The sequence below is a fragment of the Reyranella sp. genome, from assembly GCF_052439685.1.
In the GTDB taxonomy this organism is placed as follows: domain Bacteria; phylum Pseudomonadota; class Alphaproteobacteria; order Reyranellales; family Reyranellaceae; genus Reyranella.
In genome coordinates this window covers 46,802-72,846 of sequence record NZ_JBQVQG010000022.1, presented here as the reverse complement: position 1 = coordinate 72,846, position 26,045 = coordinate 46,802, and the positions used below count along the sequence as shown (strand labels likewise).

Sequence of the window (26,045 nt, the reverse complement as noted above, 5' to 3'; positions counted from 1 at the left end):
AATTAAAGAAGCACGACGCCTTCGAGCGTCAGCAGCTGGCGCTTGGTCGGCAGGCCCTGGCCGCCCGAGAAGCCGCCTTCCTTGCCCCCGCTGCCCAGGACCCTGTGGCAGGGTACGATGATGGGGATGGGATTGCGGCCGCAGGCCATGCCGACGGCGCGTGGGCCGGACCCCAGGGCCATCGCCATGCCACCATAGGTCGCGGTCCCGCCGAAGGGAATTTCACACATCATGTTCCAGACGCTCTTCTGGAAGTCGGTTCCGCGCGCCGCCAGCGGCAGGTCGAAGCGCTTGAGCTTTCCGGCGAAATATTGCTCGAGCTGGCGCACCGCCTCTTCGAGCACCGGCGTCGTCGACCTGTCGTGCGCGCTTTCGCCATTGGACCAGCGCACCGAGGTCACGGCGTCGTGATCCGCCTCGACGGCCAACCGGCCGACCGGGCTGTCGACGTAACGAATGGACATGTGGCAAGCGTAGCGCCGGCGCCCGCTATTTGCCAACATGGGGAAGAATGTCTGGGGGAGTGATGAGCAAGGGGCTGCGGTCCTCGAAGAAAGGCCCGACCCGCCGCGCGCTGCTCGGCGGCGCCGCCATGCTGGCGCCTGCGCTCGCGTATTCGCGGCAAGTCTTCGGTCAGCCGGTGCCGCGCCGTCCGCAGCCCGAGGTCGGGCCGCCGCCGGTCGTGTTCGTGCACGGCAATGGCGATTCGAGCGCGCTCTGGATCAACAACCTGTGGCGTTTCGAAGCCAATGGCTACAAGCGCAACCAGCTGTTTGCCATCGACTTCGTCTATCCCAACGCGCGCAGTGACGATTCAAAGCCGCAGCCGTTGCGATCCTCGGCCGAGGATCAGATGAAGGAACTGTCGCGCTTCGTGCTGCAGGTCCTGAAGGCGACGCGCCGCCGAAAGGTCGCGCTCATCGGTTCCTCGCGCGGCGGCAACGCCATTCGCGCCCTGCTGAAGAACGGTGGCGGGGCGGATCTGGTGAGCCATGCCGTGCTCTGCGGCACGCCCAACAAGGGCATCGTGATTTCAGAGTCCCTGCTGCCCGGCAGCGAATTCAACGGCGCCTTCCCGTTCCTCAAGGGCCTCAACGGCGGTTCCGACGACCTGATCCCGGGCGTCGAGATGATGGCGATCCGCTCAGACAACAACGACAAGTATTCGCAACCGGACGGCCGCTTCGTCGGTGCGCCCGGCAAGCCGACCGGTGTCGGCTACGATGCCTCCGAACTGCGCGGCGCGCGCAACGTGATCCTGGACGGGCTCGACCATCGCGAGGTCGCGTTCCACAAATTGGCCTTCGCCGCGATGTTCGAGCACATCACCGGCAAGCCGCCCGGCAGCATGTTCATCGCCCAGGAGCCGCTGCCGATCCTGAACGGCAAGGTCACAGGCTTCAGCGAAGGGACTTACACCAACATCCCCGTGGCCGGCGCCGAGGTCGAGATCTTCGAGGTCGATTCGAAGACCGGCGAGCGCAAGAGCGCGGTGGCGCTGCTGCGCAAGACCACCGGCGAGGACGGAGTCTGGGGGCCCTTCGTCGGCCGCTCCGATTCCCATTACGAGTTCGTGCTCCGGGTGCCGGGACTGCCGACGACGCACACCTACCGCTCGCCGTTCCTGCGCTCGAGCGACGTGGTCCACCTGCGGCCGCAGCCCTTCGGCAAGGCCGACGAAGGCGCCGGCGCGGTCACGATCATGAGCCGGCCGCGCGGCTATTTCGGCGTCGGCCGCGACAAGTTCTCGCTCGACGGCAAGGTGCCGCCCGGCATCAACGACGGCGTGCCTGGCGTTTCCACGGGCCGTCTCACCTTCGACGCCGCGCCGACGCGCACCGTGATGGCCGTGTTCAACAACGAGACCATTCCGACCCGCACCTGGCCCGCCAAGGACGGCCATATCGTGGTGGCGGAGTTCCTGAATTGAGCGATCTCCCGAGCGATCTGGAAATCGCGCGGATCAACGCAGAACATCTGATCTCCACGCCGATCCGGTCGGCCGATCTCCTGTTCGTCTTCGGCACTCGCCATGGCGTGGGCGAAACGGTCCAAGCCGCTCTCGAGCTTTGGCGCCGCGGCTTCTTTCGCCATGCCATCGTAAGCGGCGGCCTGACGGCAGGCGATACCCGCACCGAATGCACGATCATCAAACAGGCGATGGTGGCCGGTGGGGTGCCCGAAGTGTTGATTCTGGAGGAACATCGGGCGACCAACACCGGCGAGAACGTGATCTTCTCGCTTCCCGTCATCGATTCCGCACTCGGCCGGGAAAACATCGGAAGCGTGATCTGTCTGGGCAAGATCTGCACCGCGCGCCGCTATCCCATGACTCTGCATCGCCACTGGCCCGACGTCGAAAAGATGCTGCTGACGATCAATCCCTACGGCGTACCGGTCGAACGCTGGCATACCGACGCGCTGTTCCGCGAACGGGTGCTCCTTGAGTGGCGCAAGATCGAGCCCTACAAGAATCGGGGCTTTATCGCCGACTGGCCATAGGCATGCGGTTCATTCTTCGTACGTGTACTTGAAGTTGCAGTGGCTGGCGCCCTGCATGATCGTCTGCGTGCGTTCGAGCTTGAGTTTGGGGTCGTAGCCTTCGCAGAAGGCGCCGTCGCGGTTGCAGGACAGCAAGCCGCCGATCTCCCCCAGCCCCATCTTCTTGTAAGTTTCGGCATAGCGGCAGCGCACGACATCGAACACGAAGCTCTTGTCGGTCTGTTCCTTGACCTCGATTTCCAGCGACCCGCCCTTGGTCCACAGATGCTGGATGTCCTGGAACGACTTGAGCGATGTGCCGCCGGGTACCGAGGCGGCGAACTGGCGGGCCTGCTCGATGGCCGAGCGGCGCACCGATTCCTCGATCGTCGTCTTCGCGACCTCCTCGCCGTGGCTGGCCTTCAGGGTCTCGTAGACCTCTTTGAGGATCTCGGCCTCGATCGTGCGCTTCTCCAGCATCGAGAGGCCTTCCGGATGGGAGGCGGCGGCGGGCGACTGGCTCATGGCTTGTCTCCAGAACAGGGAATAATCGAACCTAGCGTGTCGGCGGCATCTTGACAGGGGGGAGCCCCGATGAAATATCGGCCCCACCATGAATTCGCCTGCCCTCCTCCGGTCGCGACGTCGCCGCTCGCAAAAGCGGTAAGTGAACGCGCGCGCGCAACAGTAACAAACGCGCCGTATCGTGAAGCCGCTGGAGAGACGAAGCGGCTTCCATCCTTCCTTCTCCAGTCGGCCATTTCCCTCAAGGCCCTGCATCGAGAGAGAAGACCATGACCACCAACAAGACGAAGATTTTCATCGACGGCCAGCACGGCACCACGGGCTTGCAGATCCTCGACCGGCTCAAGGACCGGGCCGACATCGAGCTGCTCGAACTGCCGGTGGCCGACCGCAAGGACTTGGGCAAGCGCGCCGAGATCGCCAAGGCCTCCGACATCACCGTGCTCTGTCTGCCCGACGCCGCAGCCAAGGAGCTGGTGGCGGCAATTGGTGACAGCGATACGGTCGTGATCGACGCCTCGACGGCGCATCGCGTGGCCGAGGGTTGGACCTACGGTTTCCCGGAACTCGCCAGGGACCAGCGCCAGAAGCTGCTCGACTCGAACCGCATCAGCAATCCGGGCTGCTATCCGACCGGCGCCATCGCGCTGCTGCGGCCGCTGGTCGATGCCGGCATCGTCCGCACCGACGCGACGCCCGCCGTGTTCGGCGTGTCGGGCTATACCGGCGGCGGCAAGGAGCTGATCGCGGTGCATGAGCAGCCCGGCGTCGAGCCGTTCGGACTCTACGGGCTCGAGCTCACGCACAAGCACGTGCCGGAGATGAAGAAGTATTCCGGCCTCACGCATGCGCCGCTCTTCGTGCCGTCGGTCGGCCACTATGCCCAGGGCATGCTGATCACCGTGCCGATCACGCGCGACATCACCACGAAGCAGGTGACGGCCAAGGACGTCCACCAAGTGCTGAGCGACTATTATGCCGGCGAGACCTTCGTGCCGGTGCGGCCGCTGGCCGACCGGGCGTGGCTGGAGCGCGACCGCTTCCTGCGGGCCGACCGGCTGATCGACACCAACACGATGGAACTCGCGGTCTACGGCAACGATGCCGAGGGCAACGTCCTGGCCGTGGCCTCGCTCGACAATCTCGGCAAGGGTGCGTCGGGCGCGGCGGTGCAGTGCATCAACCTCAAGACCGGCGTCGACGAGACGACGGGCCTCAAGCTCGGCTGAGGCTTTCGTCATGGACGAGACACCGGCGCTGCGGCGCGCGGTGGCGGACGATGCCGCCGCCGTGCGTGTGCTCACGCGCGAAGCCTATGCCAAGTGGGTGCCCGTGATCGGCCGTGAGCCGCTGCCGATGCGCGCCGACTATGACGAGGCGGTGCGCCAGCATCGCATCGACCTTGCCTTTCTCGACGGCGGCCTCGCGGCCCTCATCGAGACGATCGACAAGGGCGATCACCTGGTGATCGAGAACGTCGCCGTCGCGCCGGCTTTCCAGGGGCGCGGCCTGGGCCGGTATCTGCTTGCGCACGCCGAGCGCCAGGCGCTCGAACTCGGCTACGCGGACGTGCGGCTCTATACGAACAAGATGTTCGAGGCGAACGTCCGGCTCTATCTCGCCGTCGGCTACCGGATCGACCGCGAGGAGAGCTCGGCGCTCGGTGTCACGGTCTATATGAGCAAGGCGATCCTGCCGTGCGGCGTCGCGGCTTGACCGCGATCCCTTGAATGTGGTCGCGTCCGGCGCGGAGGAAAAGCCATGCCGGACAGCAAGCCAAAGAACAAGACTCCCGATCAGCTGCGCAGCGCGCGCTGGTTCGCGCCCGACGATCTGCGCGCCTTCGGTCATCGCTCGCGGGCGATGCAGATGGGCTACGCGCCTGAGGAATGGGCCGGCAAGCCGGTCATCGCCATCCTCAACACCTGGTCCGATGCCCAGCCCTGCCACATGCACTTCAAGACGCGCGTCGACGACGTGAAGCGCGGCATCCTGCAGGCCGGCGGCTTCCCGATCGAGCTGCCGGCGCTGTCGCTGTCGGAAAGCCTGCTGAAGCCGACGACGATGCTCTATCGCAACCTGCTGGCCATGGATGCCGAGGAGCTGCTGCGGGGTCATCCGGTCGACGGCGTCGTGCTGATGGGCGGATGCGACAAGACCACGCCGGCGCTGCTGCTCGGCGCGATCAGCGTCGGTCTTCCGACGATCTATCTCCCGGCCGGGCCGATGCTGCGCGGCAACTGGAAGGGCAAGGTGCTCGGTTCGGGCTCGGACGCGTGGAAATTCTGGGACGAGCGCCGCGCCGGCAAGATCACCGACTCCGACTGGGTCGATGTCGAGGCCGGCATCGCGCGCAGCTACGGAACCTGCATGACCATGGGCACGGCGGCCACGATGATGGCGATGGCCGAGACGCTCGGCATGTCGCTGCCCGGCGCCTCGTCGATCCCCGCCGCGGATGCCAACCACATCCGCATGGCCTCCGAGTGCGGCCGCCGCATCGTCGGCATGGTCTGGGAGGACCTGACGCCGAACAAGATCCTGACACATGAGGCGTTCCTCAACGCCATCACCGTGGCGATGGCAGTCGGCTGCTCGACCAACGCCATCATCCACCTGATCGCGCTGGCGCGCCGCGCCGGCCAGAAGATCGGCCTCGACGATTTCGAGCGCGCCAGTCGCAAGGTACCGGTGATCGCCAACATCCGGCCGAGCGGCGACAAATACCTGATGGAGGATTTCTTCTATGCCGGCGGCCTGCCGGGCCTGATCGAGCAGATCCGCGATCACCTCCATCTCGACACGCTCACCGTGACCGGCCGCACCCTGGGCGAAAACGTGAAGGGCGCGGAAATCTACAACGACGACGTGATCCGCTCCGTCGCCAACCCGATCTACAAGGAGGGCGCTCTCGCGGTGCTCAAGGGTAACCTTGCGCCCGACGGCTGCGTCATCAAACCGAGCGCCTGCGCGCCGAAGTTCCTGAAGCACACCGGACCGGCCCTGGTGTTCGACGATTATCCCTCGATGAAGGCCGCGATCGACCGCGAGGATCTCGACGTCACCGAGGACACGGTGCTGATCCTGCGCAATGCCGGGCCGCAGGGTGGGCCGGGGATGCCGGAATGGGGCATGCTGCCGATCCCCACCAAGCTGGTGAAGCAGGGCGTGCGCGACATGGTGCGCCTCTCCGACAGCCGCATGAGCGGCACCAGCTACGGTGCCTGTATCCTGCACGTCTCGCCGGAATCCTATATCGGCGGGCCGCTCGCTTTGGTGAAGACCGGCGACATGATCTCGCTCGACGTCGACAAGCGCACGATCGACATGAACGTCTCGGACGAGGAGCTGGCGAAGCGCAAGGCAGCGTGGAAGAAGCCCGAGCCGCGTTACGAACGTGGCTACGGCTGGATGTTCACGAAGCATATCAAGCAGGCCAACGAGGGCTGCGACTTCGATTTCCTCGAAACGGCGTTCGGCAAGCCGGTCGCGGAGCCGTCGATCTACTGAAAGCCTCATTCCGAGCGACCACGCGAAGCAAATTCTTCCAAGGGGATGAGATGTCCCAACCACTTCTCATCCATTTTTGCCGGACGGATTGTTCGGACCGACTGAATTTTCTATCTCAGCGGCGCGCGTGATCGTACGCGAGCGTTTGCAGAGAGTTTCCATGACCTTGTCATCGTTCCGGCGTCGCGCCTTCCTGGCGGGCGGCGCGTCGCTGCTGGCGTTCCCCGCCGTCCGAGCCCAGGGTGCACGCGTGCCGATTCGCATCGGCAACATTCCGGTGATCGGCGCGGCGCCGATCTTCGTCGTCGACAAGGAGGGCTGGGCCAAGGAGGCGGGTCTCGACCTGACACTGACGACCTTCCAGTCGGGACCGCATGCCATCCAGGCGCTGGCCTCGGGCACGCTCGACGCCTATGTCGCGGGCATCGCACCACTCGGTGTCGCACGCTCGCGCGGCGTCGATGTGAAAGTCGTGGCAGCGACGGCGAGCGGTGAGAACGTGTTCGTCGCCGTGCCGCGCCTTGCGCAGCATTTCGCCCAAGGTGTCGCGCCGGCCGAGGCCTTCAAGCGTTACAAGGCGGCGACGGGCAAGCCTGCGCGGCTCGCCACCCAGCCGGCCGGCTCGGTTCCCAATACGACGCTTCAATACTGGCTGTGGGAGGTCGTCAAAGCCAACCGCGAGGATGTGGAAGTCGTGGCCATGGGTATCGATGCCACGCAGCAGGCCGTGCTGGCCGATGCGGTCGAGGGCGCGACCGTGCGTGAGCCGGCGCTGACGATCATTCAGAAATCGAATCCCGGCATCAAGTTGGTCGAGGTCGGCGACAAGCTGTTTCCCGGCCAGCCCGGTACCGTCGTTGCCGTCACCGGCGCGCTGATCACGAAACAGCCTGCGGCCGTGCAGGCACTGGTCGATGCGCTGGTACGCGCCGGCGATCTCCTGACGCGCGATCCCGACAAAGCGGCCCCGGCGGTCGCGGCAAACCTCGCCAAGGGCATCGTCAATCTGGAGGTGATCAAGACGGCGCTGAAGTCGCCGGCCACCAAATTCGTCATCGATCCGCGCGAGGTCATCGCGCCGTCGAAGGCGATGGAGGCCTATCAGGTGAAGCTGGGCTCGCTCAAGGAAGCCGCACCGCTCGACGATCTGTTCGACGTGCGCTTCTTCGAGAAGGCACGGCGGCCGGGCTGACCTCGGACAGGACAGGCCGATGACCATAACTCAAACTGTCGACTTGCCGGCCTCGTCCGCGCCGAGCCGTGCTCGCATGAGCGCGCTCGGCTCGATCGGGCTGGGCGCCGCGGGCCTGCTCGCCTTTCTGGTGATCTGGCAGGCGGTGCCGACTTTTGGGCTGGTCAACCCGATGATGCTGCCAGGCTCCCTCGCGATCCCCGAGGCTTTCCGCAGCGAACTCGACTCCGGCATGTGGCTGAAGGCGGTCACCGGCAGCCTGAGCCACTATGGGATCGGGCTGGTGGTCGGTGCGGCCCTCGGCGTCGCCGTCGGCGTCCTCACCGGCATGTCGCGCGTCGCCGAGGATCTGACCTCGTGGGTCGTGCGGCTGTTGCGCCCGATCCCGGGCCTCGCCTGGGCTCCCTTCGCCATCATCTGGTTCGGCGTCACGCCCAGGGCCGCGGTCTTCATCATCGCCATATCGGTGTTCTGGATCGTGTTCTTCGCGGCGCACGGCGCGGTGCGCGGCGTCGACCGCGATCTCCTCGAAGTCGCTGAGGCATTCGGTTTTCGCAGCCCTCTCGAGAAGCTCTTCAAGATCTATCTGCCGGCCGCAATGCCGGGCATCCTCGTCGGTCTGCGGACGGCACTGGGTCAGGCCTGGATGGCCGTGGTCGCCGCCGAGATCTTCGGCGTGCCAGGGCTCGGCAACCGCATGATCGAGGCCTCGTCGCTGCTCGCGACAGACATCGTGGTCGTCTACATGCTCACGATGGCCGCGCTCTACGGCATCCTCGATTCGCTCTTTCTCGTCACCCAGAACTGGCTGCTCCGATGGAAAGCGTGATCGACAGCGTCATCGACATCAGAGGCCTCGGGCTCACCTTCGATCGCGACGGTCGTCGCACCGAGGTGCTGCGCGAGCTGGATCTGGCGATCCCGCGCGGCGGGTTCGTGGCCATCGTCGGCGCTTCGGGCGTCGGCAAGTCCACCCTGCTGCGCGTTCTGATCGGCCTCGCCAAGGCCAGCGCCGGACAGGTCTCGCTGGCGACCCGCTCGACCGCGCGCCAGCCGGTCGCACTGGTCTTTCAGGATTCGCGCCTGCTGCCGTGGCGCCGCGTCGTCGACAATGTCGCTTTCGGCCTCGAAGGAACGGGCCTGTCGAAGGCCGAACGCCGCACGAAAGCGGTCGAGGCGCTGCGCATCGTCGGCCTGGCCGATCTCGCCGGCCGCTGGCCCCACCAGCTCTCGGGCGGCCAGCGCCAGCGCGTATCGCTGGCCCGCGCGCTCGCGGTCGAGCCCGAGGTCCTGCTGATGGACGAGCCGTTCTCGGCCCTCGATGCGATCTCGCGCGAAGGGCTGCAGGACGAGCTGACACGCATCTGGCAGCAGACCGGCAAGACGATCCTGTTCGTCACGCACGACATCGAGGAAGCGACCTATCTGGCGGACCGCGTGATCGTGCTGGCGGGTTCGCCGGGCCGGGTGGTGGTCGACCGGGCGATCGAGACGCCGCGGCCGCGGCGGCGAGACGATCCTGCCGAAGCCGGCCTCGTCGCCGAAATCAGGCGGCATCTCAGCAAAACGGGCTGATTTTTCGCACCCGGGCGGCTTATCGACGCGCGTGTCGCGTGTTCACGAAACCGAAAGCCTGCCGTCTTAGAACCGGCCCGATAGGTAGGGCGGGGCGCCGTGCCTCTGTGTAATTTCCGGAAGGCACGCATGCTCGCATCCAGACCTGACCAGGGCCGCGAGGCCGCCACGCCGCTTGGCGTGAGCGGCCGCACGGGCCTCTGGCCCAATCTCTACGACGCGGTCATCTTCCTGCTGGTCGTCGGCGTCTTCGTGCTGGTGGCGCATGGCTTCCGCGAGATGAACGCGCCGGCCGCACAGCTCGAAACGGTGCCGGTCACGCTCGATCTCGCGCGCCTGCCGGAATATGCGCTGCGGACGACCCTGCGCATGTTCGCCGCGATCATCTGCTCGCTGATCTTCACCTTCGTGGTGGCGACCCTGGCGGCTCGCAACCGCAAGGCCGAGCTGGTCATCATCCCGGCACTCGACATCCTTCAGTCGGTGCCGGTGCTGGGCTTCCTCACCTTCACCGTGACCTTCTTCCTGCAGCTTTTCCCGGGCAGCGTGATGGGCGCGGAGTGCGCGGCGATCTTCGCCATCTTCACCAGCCAGGCCTGGAACATGGCCTTCAGCTTCTACCAGTCACTGCGCACGGTGCCGCGCGACCTCGACGAGGTGGCGCGGCACTACCGCTTCTCGCCGTGGCTGCGCTTCTGGCGGCTCGACGTGCCGTTCGGCGCACCCGGGCTGATCTGGAACACCATGATGTCGATGTCGGGCGGCTGGTTCTTCGTCGTCGCCTCCGAGGCGATCACGGTCGGCAACACCACGGTGATGCTGCCCGGCATCGGCTCCTGGCTGGCGTTGGCGATCCAGGCCCGCGACCTCCAGGCGGTGCTGCTGGCCATCGCCATGATGGCCGCCGTCATCCTGGCCTACGACCAGCTCATCTTCCGGCCGATCGTCGCCTGGGCCGACAAGTTCCGCTTCGAGCAGCAGGCGGCCGATTCGCAGCCGCATTCATGGCTCTACGATTTCTGGCGCCGCAGCCGCGTGCGCCCGCACGTCGTCCGCGCCGTGGGCTGGGTGGCGGACCGTATCTCGCTGCTGCCGACGCCGCTCACCAGCCCGCCGGCCAAGCCGAAGTTCGGGGCGCCGTCGCGCACCGGCGAGAGGGTGTGGATCGCCGTGCTGCTCGTGCTGGCGGGCTACGCCCTGTGGCACATCGTCCTGTACACCCGCACGACCCTGGGCTTCGCCGACCTGCGCATCGCCCTGTTCGACGGGGTTCTGACCCTGATCCGGGTGCTGGTGCTGATCGCGCTGGCCAGTCTCGTCTGGGTGCCGATCGGCGTATGGATAGGCCTCAGGCCGCGTCTCGCCACGAGCCTGCAGCCGGTCGCCCAGTTCCTCGCGGCCTTCCCGGCCAACGTCGTATTCCCGGTGGCGGTCGTGGCGATCGTCAGCCTGCGGCTCGATCCCAATATCTGGTTGAGCCCGCTCATGATCCTGGGCACCCAGTGGTACATCCTGTTCAACGTCATCGCGGGCGCCAGCGCGATCCCGACCGACCTGCGCGACGCCGCGGCGCTGTTCCGCATCAGCTCCTGGTCGTGGTGGCGCAAGGTCGGCGTGCCCGCGATCCTGCCCTACTATGTCACCGGCGCGCTCACGGCGGCCGGCGGCTCGTGGAATGCCAGCATCGTTGCCGAGGTGGTGAGCTGGGGTAACACGCATCTGCGGGCCGAGGGCCTCGGGGCCTATATCGCGGACGCCACGACCGCCGGCGACTTCCCGCGCGTCGTGCTGGGCATCGTGGTCATGGCGCTGATGGTGACGACCTGCAACCGCATCCTGTGGCGGCCGCTTTACCGCCTCGCCGAGAACCGCTTCAGGCTCGAGTAGGAGAAGCCTCATGGATTCGATCACAAACCCGGTGCAGGACAGGACGCTGGTCGCCGTCGACCGCATCCGCAAGGTCTATCCCAAGGGAAGCGGCGAGGACCTGCTGGTCCTCGACAATGTCAGCCTGACCCTCGGCAAGAACGAGATCGTCTCGTTCCTCGGCCGCTCCGGCTGCGGAAAGACGACGCTGCTGCGCATCCTAGCCGGCCTGATGCCGGCGACCGGCGGTGAGGTCCGGATCGCGGGCAAGAGCGTCGTCGGGCCGTCGCCTGAAGTGGCAATGGTGTTCCAGTCGTTCGCGCTCTTCCCCTGGCTGACCGTTCTCCAGAACGTCGAGATCGGCCTCGAGGCCCAGGGTGTCGCACCGGCCGAGCGCAAGCGTCGGGCGCTCGCCGCCATCGACCTGATCGGCCTCGACGGCTACGAGAGCGCCTATCCCAAGGAACTCTCGGGCGGCATGCGCCAGAGGGTCGGCATTGCGCGGGCGGTCGTGGTGCAGCCGACCGTGCTGCTGATGGATGAGGCCTTTTCCGCCCTCGACGTGCTGACGGCGGAGACGCTGCGCACCGACCTCATGGACCTCTGGATCGAGGGCCGCCTGCCGATCTCCGCGATCGCCGTGGTCACGCACAATATCGAGGAGGCGGTGCTGCTGTCGGATCGCGTGCTGGTCTTCGGCTCCAACCCCGGCCATGTGGCGGCGGAGATCAGGATCGAGCTGCCGCATCCGCGCAACCGGCTCGATCCCGCGTTCCGCCAGATCGTCGAGGACCTCTATTCCACCATGACGGAGCGCGCCGGGGGCAAGGCGAGTCAGGGCCATTTCTTCGGCGCCGGCCTCGCCATGCTGCTGCCGAGGGTGTCGCCGAACATGATCGCGGGCCTGCTCGAGGCGGTGGCCGCCGATCCTCACCAGGGCCATGCCGGCCTGCCAGAGCTGGCCGGCGACCTTCACATGGAGGTCGACGACCTGTTCCCGGTCGCCGAGGTGCTGCAGCTCCTGCGCTTCGCCGAACTGGGCGACGGTGACATCAAGCTCACCGAGCCGGGACGCCAGTTCGTCGGCTTCGAGCCCGATGCCCGCAAGAAGCTCTTCGCCCAGCATCTGCTGAACTACGTGCCGCTGGCGGGCCATATCCGCCGGGTGCTCGACGAACGCGGCACGCATCGTGCTCCGGCGAGCCGGTTCCGCGACGAGCTCGAGGACCATATGTCGGAGTCCTTTGCCGAGCAGACCATGCGGACGGTGACATCCTGGGGACGCTTCGGCGAGGTCTTCGCCTATGATGAAGTCAGCGGGATATTCAGTCTCGACAATCCGGGATGATCCCGGTGAGGTTCACGGATGCATTTCGACCTGTTTGAACTCGGCGAGGCCGCGCTGCGTCTCGGCGTGGCGCTGCTGCTGGGCTCGGCCATCGGGTTCGAGCGTCAGTGGAACCAGAAGATGGCGGGCCTGCGCACCAACGCGCTGGTGGCGCTGGGCGCGGCGGGCTTCGTCACCTTCTCTGGCATGGTCGGCGCCGGCGATCCGACGCGCGTGGCCGCACAGGTCGTGACCGGCATCGGCTTCCTGGGCGCGGGCGTCATCCTGCGCGAGGGCGTGAACGTGCACGGCCTCAACACCGCGGCGACGCTGTGGTGCTCGGCCATGGTCGGCACGATGGCCGGAGCGGGGCATGGTGGTCCGGCGCTGCTGGCGGCCGGCATGGTGATCGCCACCAACCTCGTCCTGCGGCCGCTCATCCGACGCGTGAACAGCCGCCTCGTGACCAGCAGCAACGCCGAGACGCACTACACCGTCGAAGTGGTGTGCCGCGGCGCCGAGGAGGCGCAGATGCGCTCGCTGCTGCTCAACGCGCTGGCTCAGGCGGGTCTCGGCCTGCGTCGACTGGACAGCGAAGACATCGCCGACACGTCGAAGGTCACGGTGACGGCGCAGGCCGTCGCCGCCAAGCGCAACGACGCGGCGCTCGAGCAGATCGTCGGTCGCCTCAGCCTCGATCCCACCGTTACCGGCGTCACCTGGCAGATCGATCGCACGATCCCGGAGTCCTGACCTTCCTCGCGGCTTGGACCTTTTGTCCAATTCTGCGGTCCTGCAAGCCCGACGAGATTGCGCGCCATTCTCGTCGGAGGAATCGTGCGCTTCATTTCTGACTGGCTGGCCGCCGCGCCCTATCGCGCGGTCGTCCTCAACATCGCGATGCTGGTGCTTCTGCTGGCGTTGGTCGACAGCACGGCGCTGTTCGCGCTGGTCGGCGCGTCGTGCCTCGCCGTGGCCGGTCTCGTCGGTCTGCGCGGCGCTTTGCGCGCGAGCTTCACCCGTGGCGGTGGCGCACGCGCCGCCTTCGACCGGGTGCTGGTCTGGCTTCCCGGCGCGGCCGCGCTGACGCTCGGTGCCGTTGGACTGCATCTCGCCGTGACGGCTCCGGCAGGCTCGACCCTTCACCTGGCGGGCGTCGCGCTCTTCGGCTTCGAGCTGGTGATGCTCGCGCTGCCGGCCGACGGCAAGCCGGCCCCGGCGAAGGCCGTGTGAGATGGATTTTCCGGTCTTCCATCTCGACGTCTTCGGTAATCGCGGCCTGATCGCCGTCATCGCCGTCCTTCACGTGCTGATCAATCACGGGCTGGCCGTCGGCATGATGCCGCTGGTCGCCTGCATGGAATGGTACGGCCACCGCAAGCAGGACCCGCGCTGGGACCGGCTTGCCTACCGCATCCTGTTCGTGAGCTTCCTGGTGACGACCACCGTGGGCGCGCTTACCGGCGTTGGCATCTGGTTGTCCGTCTCGCTGGTCAATCCCTATTCGATCGGCAGCCTGATCCGCGTCTTCTTCTGGGCGTGGTTCGTCGAGTGGCTGGTCTTCATCACCGAGGTCTGCCTGATCCTCGCCTACACGCTGACCTGGAAGTCGTGGCGCGAGGGCGCGGCCAAGCGGCGGCACATCCGGCTCGGCTTCGCGCTCGGCCTGTTCTCGTGGATCACGATGGCCATCATCGTGTCGATCCTCGGCTTCATGATGGATCCGGGCAACTGGCTGTCCGAGAACACACTGTTGGCGGGCTTCAGCAACCCCGTGTATCTGCCGCAGCTCGCCTTCCGCACGCCGCTGGCGGCGGCCATGGCCGGGATCATCGCGCTCTTCCTCATCCCGTTCTTCGTCGGGGGCAAGGATCCCTTTCGCAACGAGGCGACGCGCGCGGTCGGCATCTGGACGCTGCTCTTCGCGCCCTTCGTCATCGCCGGCGGCTACTGGTACTACAGCGTGGTTCCGGCGACGATGAAGGATAACCTCGCTGTCTCGACGCTGACCTTGCAGTTCAGCGGCTGGCTCGACGACTTCCTCTGGATCGCGCTGGCGACGGTGGTGGCGATCCTCGTCATCGTGCAGATCGCGATCAAGCGGCCGGGCCTGCTGCCGCGCGTTGCCACCATCGTGCCCTTCGTCGCGATCCTGTGGCTCACCGGCCACTTCGAACGGGTGCGCGAGTTCATTCGCAAGCCCTACATCATCGGCCAGTACATGTACGCCAACGGCCTGCGCGTCGAGGATTACGCCTTGCTGCAGCGCGACGGTGTGCTGGCTTACGCGACCTATTCCAATCCGCTGACGGAGGCGGAGAAGAAGTTCGTTTCGGCCGACCTGCCCGAGGCGGAGCGCTCCTCGGCGCTCGCGCGGCTGCAGAAGGGCAAGGACGTGTTCATGGACACCTGCTCGCGCTGCCATACCACGCACGGCGTCAATGGCGTGGCCGGCCACCTGCAGCGCATGTTCGGCGATGCGCGATGGACGCCCGATCTGACGGCCGACTACGTCGCCGGCATGCACAACGCCCAGCCCTACATGCCGCCGTTCCCCGGCAGCAAGGACGAGCTGGGCTTCCTCGCCACCTATCTCGAGCAACTCCAGGGCAACAAGGCTCCGGTGCCGGGCGCGCAGCAGGCAGGCGTTGCCATCCGCCCCGAAGGCGAATCCAAGCTCGCCGACGGTGCGGCGCCGATGCAAGGAGCACGAAAGTGAACCAGATCCCCGTTCCCCGCGACATCCCGCTGCCCATGCCGGCGCCCGAGCCGCTGCTGGTCGTGGTGCTCGTGTTCTTCTTCCTGCTGCACATCGCCTTCGTGAACTTCATGGTCGGCGGCGCGCTGATCTCGGTCTGGTACGAGATCAAGGGCCTGAAGGAGCGTCGCTACGACCGGCTGGCCTACGAGGTCGCCTCGACGATCACCGCCAACAAGAGCATCGCCGTGGTGCTGGGCGTCGGGCCGCTGCTCGCCATCAACACGCTCTATACGGTCTACTTCTATACGGCGAACGCACTCACCGGCACGTTCTGGATCTCGATCGTCCCGCTGGTGGTCGTCGCCTTCCTGCTTACCTACGCCCACAAATATCTCTGGCACGCGATGGAGGGTCGCAAGGGACTGCACATCGCAATCGGTGCGGCGTCCTGCCTGATCTTCCTCTTCATCCCGCTGATCTTCCTCACCAACGTGAACCTGATGCTGTTCCCGGAGAAGTGGGGGACGGTGCAGGGCTTCTTCTCGGCGCTCCTGCTGCCCAACGTGCTGCCACGCTACGCCCATTTCCTGCTGGCCTGCCCGGCGATGACCGGCCTGCTGATGGTCTGGTTGTTCCGCCGCCGCAGCGAGGCGTCGCTGGCCGACACGGGCTGGCGGCGCGACGAGCTGATGCGAGCCGGTTATCGCTGGGCGCTGTGGCCGACCGTCGGCCAGTTCCTCGTCGGGCCGGTCGCGCTGCTGACCCTGCCCACGACCCAGGGCACGCCCGCGACGCTGATGGCGGTCTTCGGCGTGGCCATCCTGGTGTCGATCTGGATGACGATGCTGATGTTCGTCGAGACGCGGCGCCCGGCAGCGCGCATTGGCGGCAGCTTCGTGTCGATCTGCGGCCTGATGGTCGTGGTGCTGGGGCTGATGGGCGCCGGCCGCCACGTCTATCGCGAGTCCGCCGTGGCGCCGCATCGGGAGCTCGTCCGCGCCAAGACCGAGGACTATATGCGCCGTGTCGACGAGGCCAACCGCGCCGCTGGCGCTGCGTCACGCCCAGGCCGGCCATGAGCCGTACGACGGCTGTGCCGGCGACGACGCGCCGCAGTCGGTTCGCGGCCTGGATTCGCCGTTATTTCTGGCTCTGGATCGCCTACCAGACGGTGAAGGGTCTCGCGACGACGACTTTCGTTTGGCTGCCGCTGCTGTACGTGTTCCTGTCGACGTGACGGGGCCACGAAAGGAGCGCGACGATTTCCGCGCAGGACACCGCAAACCGCAAGAATCTGCTGCTGCTGATCCAGCTTCGCTGGATCGCGGTGCTGGGCCAGGTCGCGACCATCGCCTTCGTCGAGTTCGTGCTGCAGGTCGCGCTGCCGCTCTCCTCGATGCTGGCGGTCGTGCTGTTCCTGGTCGTCTTGAACGGCATCAGCCTGTTGCGGCATCGCAGCGGCGCGTCGACCACGGGCGGCGCGCTGCTGCTCGAACTGCTGCTCGACGTCGCGGCCCTGACCACGCAGCTCTACCTGAGCGGCGGAGCGTCGAATCCCTTCGTGTCGCTCTATCTGCTGCAGATCATCCTCGCGGCGGTGCTGCTGGAGGCGCGGCCGGCCTGGATTCTGGTCGGCGTGACGACGGTCTGCTTCGTCGGGCTCACCCTGTTCAGCCGGCCGCTCGACCTGCCGCATCGCCATGACGGAGATCCTTTCGGGCTCCATCTGCAGGGCATGTTCATCGCCTATGTGCTGGCGGCGGGCCTGATCGTGGTCTTCGTCACCCGAATCGGCCGGAACCTGCGAGAGCGTGACGCCCACCTCGCCACGCTGCGCCAGCGTTCGGTCGAGGAGGAGCTGGTCGTGCGCATGGGCCTGCTCGCCTCCGGGGCCGCGCACGAGCTGGGCACGCCGCTCGGCACGCTCTCGGTGATCATCAACGACTGGCAGAAGATGCCGGCCCTCACCGCCGATCCCGACCTCGCCGAGGACCTCGACGCGATGGAGGAGCAACTCCTGCGCTGCAAGGAGATCGTCTCGAAGATCCTGTCCTCGTCCGGCGAGATGCGGGCCGAGGGGGCGGGTCCCACGACCGTCGCACGCTTCTTCGATGCCCTGATCGAGGATTGGCGGACCAGCCGCTGGCCGCCCGCTCTGCACTACGACAACCGCTTCACGCCCGACCAAGCCATTGCGACCGACGTGGTGCTGGCCCAGGGCATCGCCAACCTGTTCGACAACGCACTGGAGGCATCGCCCGACTGGATGTCGATCTCGCTCGGCCGCGAAGCCGACGCAGCAGTGCTGACGGTCGAGGATCGCGGGCCGGGCTTCGCCGATCGAATCCTCGCCCAGTTCGGCAAACCCTACCAGACGACGAAGACGCGCCCGGGCAGCGGGCTCGGCCTGTTCCTGCTGGTCAACGTGGCGCGCAAGCTGGGCGGCGAGGTAAGGGCGGAGAACCGCGCCGGCGGCGGCGCCCGCGTCGTCGTGCGGCTGCCGCTCGCCCGCCTCGCGCTGGAGGTGCGGCATGGCGGATAGGCCGCGCCTGGTGATCGTCGACGATGACCCCGCCTTCGCGCGTGCCATGCGCCGATCCTTCGAGCGCCGCGATTACGAGGTGCGCGCCTCTGCGACGTCGGAGGCACTCGACGATGCGCTGCGCGACTTCCGGCCGGGCTTCGCCATCGTCGACCTCAAGCTCGGTGGGGATTCCGGCCTTCATTGCGTCCGTCGTCTCGCGGCCCTCGACCCTTCCATGCGCATCGTCGTGCTGACGGGGTTCGCGAGCATTTCGACCGCCGTCGAGGCGATCAAGCTCGGCGCCTGCCACTATCTCGCCAAGCCGTCCAATGCCGACGACATCGAGGCGGCCTTTGCACGGGCCGATGGCGATGCCGCCGTGCCGCTCGGCACGCGCCCGACCTCGCTCAAGACGCTGGAATGGGAGCGTATCCACGAGATGCTGGCCGAGACCGACTTCAACGTCTCCGAAACGGCGCGCCGCCTCGGCCTGCACCGCCGCACACTGGCCCGCAAGCTCGCCAAGCGACGGGTCACCTGACCCGGCACATCGTCAGGGGCTGGCCTTCCATGGATCGGCGAAGCGCGGGTCGTTGACGAAGTCGCGGTCGGTCAGGGACTTGAGGAACGCGACGAGATCCTGCTTCTCCTCGCCCGAAAGATGGAAGCCTGGCAGGAACGGGCTCGTGTTTGGACCGCGCGCCCGTCCGCCCGCTTCGTAGTGGGCGATGACCTCCTCCAGGGTGGCGATGCCGCCGTCGTGCATGTAGGGCGCGGTCAGCTCGACGTTGCGCAGGCTGGGGGTGCGGAACCGGCCCATGTCGTCGGCCCGGCCCGACTGTTCAAGCAGGCCGGTATTGTCCGGGGGGTAGGCGCCCTTGCCGTCACGGTCGTAGAGCCCGGTATTGTGGAAGGCATACTCGGCGAACGGCTTGCGCGAATGTACCAGGCTGTCGGTCAGGTGCACGCCGCCATGGCAGTGGAAGCACTCCAGCCGCTCGCTGAAGAACAGCGCCTCGCCGCGCTTCGCGGAGTCGGAGATCGCATTCGGCTCGCCGCCGTAACGGTAGCGGTCATAGGGCGAGCCCGCGGAGACGAGGGCGCGCTGGAAGGCGGCGAGGGCCTTCGTGATCGTGCCGAGATCGATGACGCCCTCGCGCTCGGGAAAAGCCGCACGGAAGAGCGGCGGATAGACCGGCTCGCGGCGCAGGCGGTCGAACATCGCCTGCTCGCGTCCCGCCATGCCCATCTCGACCGGGCTTTCGCCGAACATCGGCACCAGCGCCTGCTGCTCCAGCCGCGTCTGCAGCGGGTTGGCCCAGGTCAGCACGGGCAGGTAGCCCGCATTGGCGAGCGACATGGCATTGCGCGGGTGCGCCTCGCCCGTCACGCCGCTGGGCGTCGGGCGCGCATCGGCGAAGGCCCGTGCCTGTTCGTGGCAGGATGCGCAGGACATCGTGCCGTCCGCCGACAGGCGCGGATCGTAGAACAGGCGGCGCCCCAGCTCGACCTTGGCCTCCGACATCGGATTGTCGGCGGGAACCACGGGCGGAGGCAGCCAGGACGGGATGTGCCACTGGTAGCCCTGCTCGGTGCGCGCCGCCGCGGCGACCAGGAGAAAGGTCGCTGCAGTGGTCAGCAGGAGGCCGAGAGCCCGGCGCATCCGCTCAAGGGCCGACGCGGAAGAACTTCTGGCTGCCGCCCGTGCCGGCGAAGGTCAGCCCGAAGTTGCGCATCAGCGGATTGCAGTCGCCGTCGGTCGGCGTCGACATGCAGCCAGCGGGGCTGTCGGCCTGGTTGGTGTCGACATCGACACCTTCCAGCACCGACTTCAGATCGGCGATCACGACGTTGCGCGCCGGGTCGAACGACGCGAACTCGATGGTCGGTCGGTTGGGATTGGCGCAGGCCGACGGCGCCTTGTTGCCGCCCTCGGCGGCGCACTGGGTGCTGCCGAGATGGATCGCGAAGCCCAGCCGGTTGCTGCCGGCACGATCGCCGAAACGCGGCATGTCGCCTGGCCTGATGTCCTGCGGTCGGGCACTGGTCGCGAGGTCGATCCGCAGGAACTTGTAGCCCGCCTGCCAGTTCCAGAAGAGCGACGTCAGGTTGAGGGGCGAGGGCGCGATCGTCGAATCGGCATGGTTGAGATCGAAGGGCACGCCGAGGGTGAAGCGCAGGCCACGATAGTCGCCGCCCGGCACCGTTCCGACAACGATGTCGCGAGTCTCGTCCGTGCCGGTGAGGCAGGGGCCGGTGTGGTTCTCGAAATCGAGCAGGGCGACGTTGGCGTGCTGCCAGCGGCCGTCCTGGTCGAGCTTGAGTGGCACGGCCTTGCCGGCCGCGTCCACGAGCTGCACGTTGGAGACGTAGAAGCGGAAATCGGAAGGTGTCACGCGCGACCCGGTCGCGCCGATGCCGTCATAGCTGGCACCGCACGCGAACTGCTTGTCGCCCACCTGGGCGGCAAAGCGGATCGTCACCTTGCGGTCCTGCTGGGCAGCCGCCGGCGGCGCGGTGCCGCCGAGCACCATGAGGGCGAGGCTGGCGATCGCCAGCCCGTGTGTCGTCGTGAGAGGTGTCATCGGCTGTTTCCTCGGGTTTGTCATGACTGCTTCATTCTCGGGTCTTGTCTCTCCAACTCGGCCTCGCTCTCGCTGACCATGAGGACGAGGATCAGCATGCCGAGCCCGAGGAAGGCGATGGGGCCCGCGAATTCGAGGCCGGCGACGTTGACGGCGATCACGGCCAGCGCCGCGATGTTGGCGAGGCCGAGCGGGGTGCCGACGATGCGGCCGAGGGCAGCCAATACCCGCCCCAGGACACCCGCGGCGATTTCGACGGCGAAGCGCACGAGGAGCAGCGGCCAGCGCAGCAGTGCGGCGATGGGCGTCGTTACGCCACCGAGCAGGCGCACCAAAGTGGCGCCAGCCGCGATGGCCGCGGTGGCGATGGCCTGCCCCGCGAGGCGCGGCAGGCCGTGGGGATCGGCGAGCAGGCGGCCGGCGGTGCGCAGGGCGGACGGCAACACGCCGATGCCGATGCCGACCAGCACGCCGATCTGGGCGCCGCGCAACCCGCCGACCAGAAAGCCGATCAGGATGCAGAAGCCGGTGTTGATGGCGACGGTGATGCCGAAAGCGGCACCGCGATAGCGGTCGAAGGGGGACATGGGTTCTCCTCGAGAGACTTCGAATGAAGGAAGGACACGGCATCGATCAACCAGGTCCGTAGACCGGTTAGCGTCGGTGAGGCCGTGGTGGTGGCGCAGGCAGCAGCGCGGGCGCGCGAAGGCGGCCCGCGACGGGATCAGGCGATGGCAGGAGGTGCGCGCGCCTGAAGAGGGCCATCGCGAATGCCGGCGGTGCCGCCAGCGGCGGCGGCGGCCCTGACGGCGCCCGTCCGGACGACCGGCGGCTCGACCGTGAAGATTACCGAAGGGCCGGCCATCGCCGTCGCGTGGGCCAGGCCGAGGCAGCATTCATGGATCTTCCCGGCATCCGGGATCGACCCCTTGCCGCTCTCATCCTCGGTGGCCGGCAGGCAGAGGACGCCCCAGACGCGGGCCGCTTCCATCGGCCCGCCGTCCCGCAACAAGGCGGCATGGGCGAGCGGCTGTAGGAAATTGAGCGTGATCGCGAACAGGGCCGCGGCGAACGCGACCGCGTGCCTGCCGGTAACGGGGCCCGTACGATCCATGACGCCCATACTAGAGGCCGCCCGCCCGGCCTCTCAAGCGGGCGCGCCCCGCGCAATGTCGCAGGGTCGTGTCGGCCGCAGCCGAGTTGGCGTGCCCCGGGCCTTCAGCCCAGCGCGCCGGCGCTGCGCAGCCGGTCGAGACCCTGCTGGTCATAGCCCAGTTCGCGCAGCACCTCATCGGTGTGGGCGCCGTGCTCCGGCCCGGCGCCGGGCGCCGCCGGTTCGGCAGCGAAGGACAGGCGGATCGGGGCGGAGATCGTGTGCGGCATGTCCTCCTGGCGTGTCGGGATCACCGCGCCGTTGGCCACCGCCTGCTCGTCGTCGGGCACGTCGCGCAGGACGCCGAGCAGACCGAAGGTGATCTCATGCCGGCGCAACCGGTCCTTCCACTCGAGCCAGGGACGGCCCGCAAAGACGGGATCGAGGATCGCCGCCAGGTCGGGGGCGTGGGCGCGCCGTTTCTCTGTCGTCTCGAAGCGCGGGTCGTCCATCAGGTCGGTGCGTTCCAGCGCCTGGCAGAGTTCGGGCCAGAGCTTGTCCTCGCGCACGATCGTGAGCTGGATCCAGCGGCCGTCGGCGGTGCGATACTGGTTGGCGAGCGCGCTGCGGGGCTTGGTGCGCGGCGGGCGCGGCGCGACATAGGCGCCGAGCAGGGCGCCCTGGGCCAGGATGGCGTTCGACCACAGGCCGCTCGCATGCAGCGACGTGCCGACCTCGCTGCCTTCACCCGTGCGCTCGCGGTGGAGCAGCGCCATCGAAATGGCGGCAAAGAGGTTCATGCCGGCCATCTGGTCGCCCTGCGCGGGCAGGGAGAAAGCGGGCGGCCCGCCTTCGTAGGTCAGGGCGTCGAGCAGGCCGGAGCGGGCGAAGAAGGCGGTCGAATCGAAGCCGGGCTGGTCGGCGTCCGGGCCCTGCTCGCCGTAGCCGGTCAGGGCGGCGTAGATCAGGCGCGGATTGGCGGGCTTCACGTCGGCGTAACGCATGCGCAGCCGCTCGCGGACCTTGAGCGGGAAGTTGACCACCATCACGTCGGCCGTGGCCACCAGACGGTCGAACGCCTCGCGCCCCAGAGGGTTCTTGAGGTCTAGCACGACCGATCGCTTGTTTCGGTTGGTCATGTGCCAGCAGAAGTTGACCGGATGCTGCGGAATCGAATGGGCCTGCCCGAGCTTGCGCTGGGGATCGCCCTCGCCGGGTGGCTCGATCTTGATCACTTCGGCGCCGTAGTCTCCCATCACCGTCGTAGCGACGGGGGCGGCGATGAAGCTGGCCAGGTCGAGGACCCTCAGGCCCTGCAACGGCAATGGTCCGCTCATTGAGTTTTTCCTTTCGAACGCCTACACCCAGCCTATCCGGGGAGAAGGCTTTCAGGTCAATGGCCGGCAGGTTTCGCAATTTCTGGCTGGTAGGCGCCTTTCTGCTCGTGATCCTGGCGATCGGGCTCGCCCTGCAGTCGGCCCTGTGGGCTTGCGTCGCCGCTGCCCTGCTCGGCATCGTGGGCGTCGTCACGTTGCGCGGCAATCGCTGGCGCAGCGGCGCGCTCCTGGCGACCGCGCTGGCGCTCAGCCTGGTGGCGCTCGACCTTTTCGCCGGCCTGCTCTCGCCGAAAGCCATGAACATGGGGGTCGTGACCCGCACAATTCCGCAATGGTGGCCGCCGCCCGACCCGATCCTGGGGTTCCGGCCCAAGCCCGACAGCGAAGCCATCGCCACCGCCACGTGGGGCTCCGAACTGGTCTATCGCCAGACCTATCATTTCGACTCCGCCGCGGCGCGGGTGACGCCGCCAGCCCCGGATGCGACCGACACCTACCTGTTCATCGGCGATTCTTTCATCTTCGGGCAGGGGTTGAGCGACGACGAGACGATGCCGTCGCAGTTCACGAAGCAGAATGCGCCGGCCGCGCGGAGCGTGAATCTCGGCGTGCCGGGCTACGGACCCAACCATCTCGTCCGGGCCTTCGAAGCCGGACTCCTCGACCGCTACACCGACCGCAAGGTGAAGGCGGTGGTGACCTGGATCATCCCGGCGCATCTGCAGCGGGTGACGGGGGATGGCTCCTGGCTCGGTTCCTCGCCGCGCTACGTGCTGGAGAACGGCAAGCTGCGCTACACCGGCACCTTCAACGAGCATCGCTGGCGCGATCCCGTTGCCGGCCTGCACTACCTGCTCGGCCAGCATTTCGCCTTCATCGACGCGATCGGCCAGCGGCAACGCCAGGAGGTGCAGATCGAGCTGTTTCTCGCGATGATGGCGAAGCTGCAGGCGGAGGCACGCGAGAAGTTCGGCGCGCCCCTCGTCATCGTCTATTCCTGGCCCGACGAGCAGACCCGGCATCGCTACGGCGATTCGAAAGTGGCGCAGCCCTTGCTCGTCGACACGCTCGTACGCCTGCGCAAGCTCGGCGCGCCGATGGTGGGCGAGTCTGCCACGACCTTCGGCAGGGACCCCAAGACGCTGGCCATCCCGCATGACGGTCATCCCTCCGTCCTCACCACGGACCTCATCGCCGCCGCCGTGAAGAAAGTTCTACAGGGATCGCAAGGACCCTAGCGGCATCCTGAGCGGGCCGCATCGCATCGCCCGTTTCAATTGACAGTTCACCTGCAATCCCGGCAGCCTGTCGGCAATAGGAAGGCCCGCACGAACGGGCTGCCGAGGAAGCGTCTTTGCGGGAGGATCAACAGGGTGAGACCTTTCACACCCGTGCGCGTGCCTGATCGGGCCATTCCGACAGTTTCGGCCGAGTTTCCCGGCGCGTCTGACGGGAAGGCTTGATGCAGGCTTACATCGTGCGCCGCGTTCTGGCGCTCATCCCGACGCTCTTCTTTGCCAGCCTCATCGTCTTCGTGACCGTGCGCATGATCCCTGGCGACGTTATCGATCTGATGCTGAGCCAGAACGACATCGGGGCCTCGAAGATGGGCCGTGAGCAGCTCGAGCAGGCGCTCGGCCTCGACCAGCCGATGTGGCTGCAGTACGGACGCTGGGTCGGGGCCATCCTCTTCCACGGCGATTTCGGCCGCTCGCTCTGGCAGAACACGCCGGTGAGCGAGCAGCTCCTGCAGCGCCTGCCCGTCACCTTCGAACTCGGTCTGATGGCGCTGATCGTGGGTCTCTCGGTCGCCATTCCCATCGGCGTCTATTCGGCAATACGGCAGGATACGCCGGGCGACTATGTGGCGCGTTCCTTTTCGATCCTGATGCTGGCGGTGCCGAGCTTCTGGCTGGGCACCATGGTGATGGTCTTCCCGTCGATCTGGTGGGGCTGGTCGCCGCCCATCCAGTTCGTGCCCTTCTCGAAGGATCCCTGGGGCAACCTCAGCCAGATGATCATCCCGTCGATCATCCTGGGCTGCGCGCTGTCGGCCATCACCATGCGTCTGACGCGCACCATGATGCTCGAGGTCCTGCGTCAGGACTTCATCCGCACCGCCTGGGCCAAGGGTCTCGGCGAAAGGCTGGTTGTGGCGCGCCATGCGCTGCGCAACGCCTTGATCCCCGTGGTGACTCTGATCGGCCTGCAGGCGCCGCTGCTGATCGGCGGCGCGGTGATCATGGAGCAGATCTTCGTCATTCCCGGCATGGGGCTGCTGCTGCTCGACGCGGTGAGCCAGCGCGACTATCCCGTCATCACGGGCGTGTTCCTGATCGTCGGCGTCGCGGTGATGGTCATCAATCTGATCGTCGACCTGAGCTACGGCCTGCTCGATCCCAAGGTGAGGTACCGCTGATGGCCTCCGTCGCGGAAACCACCGTCGCCATCCCGCCGCGCCGCAAGCGCGGCCCGGTATTGCACTTCATCGGCCGCCTCTTCCGCGAGAAGCCGCTCGGCGCCGCCGGTGCGGTCGTGTTCATGCTGTTCCTGTTCTGCGGGATCTTCGCCGACGCGCTGGCACCCTACGGCATGAACCAGATCGCGCCGCTCAACCGGCTGAAGCCGCCGTCCTGGGCGTTTCCCTTCGGCACCGATAATCTCGGTCGCGACATGCTCTCGCGCTGCCTCTACGGCGCCCAGCTCTCGGTCATCATCGGCTTCTGCGCCGCCGGCATCGCCACGGTCATCTCGGTCTTCCTCGGCATCGTCTCGGGCTATCTCGGCGGCAAGTTCGACCTCGTGCTGCAGCGTTTCGTCGACGCCTGGATGAGCTTTCCCGACCTCATCATCCTGATCGTGGTCGTGTCGGTGGTCGGCCCCGGCATGCCGCAGATCATCGTGACGCTCGGGCTGCTTCTCGGCATCGCGGGCTCGCGCATCATTCGCGGCGCCGTCGTCTCGGTGCGGGAGAACATGTACGTCCATGCCGCGCAATCGACTGGCGCCTCGACCTTCCGCATCCTGTGGCGGCACATCCTGCCCAACGTCATGGCGCCGGTTATCGTGCTGTTCACGACGCGCGTGGGCACCGTGATCCTGGCCGAATCTGGCCTGTCGTTCCTCGGCCTCGGCGTGCCGCCGCCGGCGCCGACCTGGGGCGGCCTGCTGTCGGGCAGCGGTCGCACCTTCATGCTGCAGGGGCCGTGGCTCGCGCTCGCGCCGGGCCTCTGTCTGACCATCGTGGTCTATGCCACCAACATGTTCGGCGACGCCCTGCGCGATCTTCTGGATCCGCGCATGCGGGGTTCACGCTGACGAAACCAACG

The 26,045-nt window shown here is 67.1% G+C and carries 27 protein-coding genes; 20 read left to right on the top strand and 7 right to left on the bottom strand.

Annotation, left to right across the window (positions count from 1 at the left end):
* Positions 1-2: 2 nt before the first annotated feature.
* Entirely contained in the window at positions 3-464 is a 462-nt protein-coding gene (locus ACT6UX_RS23030) for a methylated-DNA--[protein]-cysteine S-methyltransferase (RefSeq protein WP_444777488.1), read from the bottom strand.
* A 62-nt stretch (positions 465-526) separates the two neighbouring features.
* On the opposite strand from ACT6UX_RS23030, the gene ACT6UX_RS23025 reads away from it, so the two are divergent.
* Both ACT6UX_RS23025 and ACT6UX_RS23020 read left to right on the top strand, forming a co-directional pair.
* Positions 527-1,930, top strand: a complete 1,404-nt coding sequence (locus ACT6UX_RS23025; protein WP_444777487.1) for an alpha/beta fold hydrolase — start codon at positions 527-529, stop codon at positions 1,928-1,930.
* Positions 1,927-2,502 carry a YdcF family protein gene (locus ACT6UX_RS23020; protein ID WP_444777486.1) on the top strand — a complete coding sequence of 192 codons (576 nt, stop codon included), beginning with the start codon at positions 1,927-1,929 and terminating at the stop codon, positions 2,500-2,502. Before ACT6UX_RS23025 ends, ACT6UX_RS23020 begins: the two co-directional genes overlap by 4 nt.
* Positions 2,503-2,511: 9 nt before the next feature.
* Here the strand turns inward: ACT6UX_RS23020 and ACT6UX_RS23015 are convergent, their stop codons facing one another.
* Positions 2,512-3,006 (bottom strand): L-2-amino-thiazoline-4-carboxylic acid hydrolase, encoded by a 495-nt coding sequence (locus ACT6UX_RS23015; protein ID WP_444777485.1) that lies wholly within the window; start codon positions 3,004-3,006, stop codon positions 2,512-2,514.
* A gap of 269 nt (positions 3,007-3,275) precedes the next feature.
* On the opposite strand from ACT6UX_RS23015, the gene argC reads away from it, so the two are divergent.
* From argC to ACT6UX_RS22940, 15 genes are all read left to right on the top strand, one after another.
* Positions 3,276-4,235 (top strand): N-acetyl-gamma-glutamyl-phosphate reductase, encoded by a 960-nt coding sequence (gene argC / locus ACT6UX_RS23010; RefSeq protein WP_444777484.1) that lies wholly within the window; start codon positions 3,276-3,278, stop codon positions 4,233-4,235.
* Positions 4,236-4,245: 10 nt separating this feature from the next.
* The gene (locus tag ACT6UX_RS23005) at positions 4,246-4,722 is read left to right on the top strand and encodes a GNAT family N-acetyltransferase (RefSeq protein WP_444777483.1); all 477 of its coding nucleotides are present in this window, start codon (positions 4,246-4,248) and stop codon (positions 4,720-4,722) included.
* Between the two features lie 45 nt (positions 4,723-4,767).
* Complete coding sequence (gene araD / locus ACT6UX_RS23000; RefSeq protein ID WP_444777482.1) at positions 4,768-6,516, top strand: L-arabinonate dehydratase; 1,749 nt, start codon at positions 4,768-4,770, stop codon at positions 6,514-6,516.
* A gap of 160 nt (positions 6,517-6,676) precedes the next feature.
* Positions 6,677-7,708: an ABC transporter substrate-binding protein gene (locus ACT6UX_RS22995; RefSeq protein ID WP_444777481.1), complete on the top strand. Its 1,032-nt coding sequence runs from the start codon at positions 6,677-6,679 to the stop codon at positions 7,706-7,708.
* A gap of 76 nt (positions 7,709-7,784) precedes the next feature.
* On the top strand, positions 7,785-8,537 hold the full coding sequence (locus ACT6UX_RS22990) for an ABC transporter permease (RefSeq protein WP_444777480.1): 753 nt from the start codon (positions 7,785-7,787) through the stop codon (positions 8,535-8,537).
* On the top strand, positions 8,525-9,283 hold the full coding sequence (locus tag ACT6UX_RS22985) for an ABC transporter ATP-binding protein (protein WP_444777479.1): 759 nt from the start codon (positions 8,525-8,527) through the stop codon (positions 9,281-9,283). The genes ACT6UX_RS22990 and ACT6UX_RS22985 overlap by 13 nt, the downstream gene beginning before the upstream one ends.
* 129 nt (positions 9,284-9,412) lie before the next feature.
* Entirely contained in the window at positions 9,413-11,170 is a 1,758-nt protein-coding gene (locus ACT6UX_RS22980) for an ABC transporter permease (protein ID WP_444777478.1), read from the top strand.
* A 10-nt stretch (positions 11,171-11,180) separates the two neighbouring features.
* The gene (locus tag ACT6UX_RS22975; protein ID WP_444777477.1) at positions 11,181-12,497 is read left to right on the top strand and encodes an ABC transporter ATP-binding protein; all 1,317 of its coding nucleotides are present in this window, start codon (positions 11,181-11,183) and stop codon (positions 12,495-12,497) included.
* A gap of 18 nt (positions 12,498-12,515) precedes the next feature.
* Positions 12,516-13,229: an MgtC/SapB family protein gene (locus ACT6UX_RS22970; RefSeq protein ID WP_444777476.1), complete on the top strand. Its 714-nt coding sequence runs from the start codon at positions 12,516-12,518 to the stop codon at positions 13,227-13,229.
* An 84-nt stretch (positions 13,230-13,313) separates the two neighbouring features.
* Positions 13,314-13,709, top strand: a complete 396-nt coding sequence (locus ACT6UX_RS22965; RefSeq protein ID WP_444777475.1) for a hypothetical protein — start codon at positions 13,314-13,316, stop codon at positions 13,707-13,709.
* A gap of 1 nt (position 13,710) precedes the next feature.
* Complete coding sequence (locus tag ACT6UX_RS22960) at positions 13,711-15,195, top strand: c-type cytochrome (protein WP_444777474.1); 1,485 nt, start codon at positions 13,711-13,713, stop codon at positions 15,193-15,195.
* Positions 15,192-16,256, top strand: a complete 1,065-nt coding sequence (locus ACT6UX_RS22955; RefSeq protein ID WP_444777473.1) for a hypothetical protein — start codon at positions 15,192-15,194, stop codon at positions 16,254-16,256. Before ACT6UX_RS22960 ends, ACT6UX_RS22955 begins: the two co-directional genes overlap by 4 nt.
* Entirely contained in the window at positions 16,253-16,414 is a 162-nt protein-coding gene (locus ACT6UX_RS22950) for a hypothetical protein (protein WP_444777472.1), read from the top strand. The genes ACT6UX_RS22955 and ACT6UX_RS22950 overlap by 4 nt, the downstream gene beginning before the upstream one ends.
* A gap of 90 nt (positions 16,415-16,504) precedes the next feature.
* Positions 16,505-17,719 (top strand): ATP-binding protein, encoded by a 1,215-nt coding sequence (locus tag ACT6UX_RS22945; protein ID WP_444777471.1) that lies wholly within the window; start codon positions 16,505-16,507, stop codon positions 17,717-17,719.
* Positions 17,709-18,242 (top strand): response regulator transcription factor, encoded by a 534-nt coding sequence (locus tag ACT6UX_RS22940; RefSeq protein WP_444777470.1) that lies wholly within the window; start codon positions 17,709-17,711, stop codon positions 18,240-18,242. Before ACT6UX_RS22945 ends, ACT6UX_RS22940 begins: the two co-directional genes overlap by 11 nt.
* Before the next feature lie 12 nt (positions 18,243-18,254).
* Here ACT6UX_RS22940 and ACT6UX_RS22935 read toward each other — a convergent pair whose 3' ends face one another.
* From ACT6UX_RS22935 to ACT6UX_RS22915, 5 genes are all read right to left on the bottom strand, one after another.
* On the bottom strand, positions 18,255-19,364 hold the full coding sequence (locus ACT6UX_RS22935) for an MbnH family di-heme enzyme (RefSeq protein ID WP_444777469.1): 1,110 nt from the start codon (positions 19,362-19,364) through the stop codon (positions 18,255-18,257).
* Between the two features lie 4 nt (positions 19,365-19,368).
* Positions 19,369-20,286 carry an MbnP family copper-binding protein gene (locus ACT6UX_RS22930; RefSeq protein ID WP_444777468.1) on the bottom strand — a complete coding sequence of 306 codons (918 nt, stop codon included), beginning with the start codon at positions 20,284-20,286 and terminating at the stop codon, positions 19,369-19,371.
* Positions 20,287-20,306: 20 nt separating this feature from the next.
* Positions 20,307-20,873 (bottom strand): hypothetical protein, encoded by a 567-nt coding sequence (locus ACT6UX_RS22925; RefSeq protein WP_444777467.1) that lies wholly within the window; start codon positions 20,871-20,873, stop codon positions 20,307-20,309.
* A gap of 137 nt (positions 20,874-21,010) precedes the next feature.
* Positions 21,011-21,400, bottom strand: a complete 390-nt coding sequence (locus ACT6UX_RS22920; protein WP_444777466.1) for a DUF2946 family protein — start codon at positions 21,398-21,400, stop codon at positions 21,011-21,013.
* A gap of 104 nt (positions 21,401-21,504) precedes the next feature.
* Complete coding sequence (locus ACT6UX_RS22915; RefSeq protein WP_444777465.1) at positions 21,505-22,716, bottom strand: CaiB/BaiF CoA transferase family protein; 1,212 nt, start codon at positions 22,714-22,716, stop codon at positions 21,505-21,507.
* A 59-nt stretch (positions 22,717-22,775) separates the two neighbouring features.
* On the opposite strand from ACT6UX_RS22915, the gene ACT6UX_RS22910 reads away from it, so the two are divergent.
* The 3 genes from ACT6UX_RS22910 (at position 22,776) to ACT6UX_RS22900 (ending at position 26,034) form a co-directional block, all read left to right on the top strand.
* Complete coding sequence (locus tag ACT6UX_RS22910; RefSeq protein WP_444777464.1) at positions 22,776-23,954, top strand: hypothetical protein; 1,179 nt, start codon at positions 22,776-22,778, stop codon at positions 23,952-23,954.
* Between the two features lie 224 nt (positions 23,955-24,178).
* Positions 24,179-25,135 carry an ABC transporter permease gene (locus ACT6UX_RS22905; RefSeq protein ID WP_444777463.1) on the top strand — a complete coding sequence of 319 codons (957 nt, stop codon included), beginning with the start codon at positions 24,179-24,181 and terminating at the stop codon, positions 25,133-25,135.
* On the top strand, positions 25,135-26,034 hold the full coding sequence (locus ACT6UX_RS22900) for an ABC transporter permease (protein ID WP_444777462.1): 900 nt from the start codon (positions 25,135-25,137) through the stop codon (positions 26,032-26,034). Before ACT6UX_RS22905 ends, ACT6UX_RS22900 begins: the two co-directional genes overlap by 1 nt.
* The last annotated feature ends 11 nt before the right edge of the window (positions 26,035-26,045 follow it).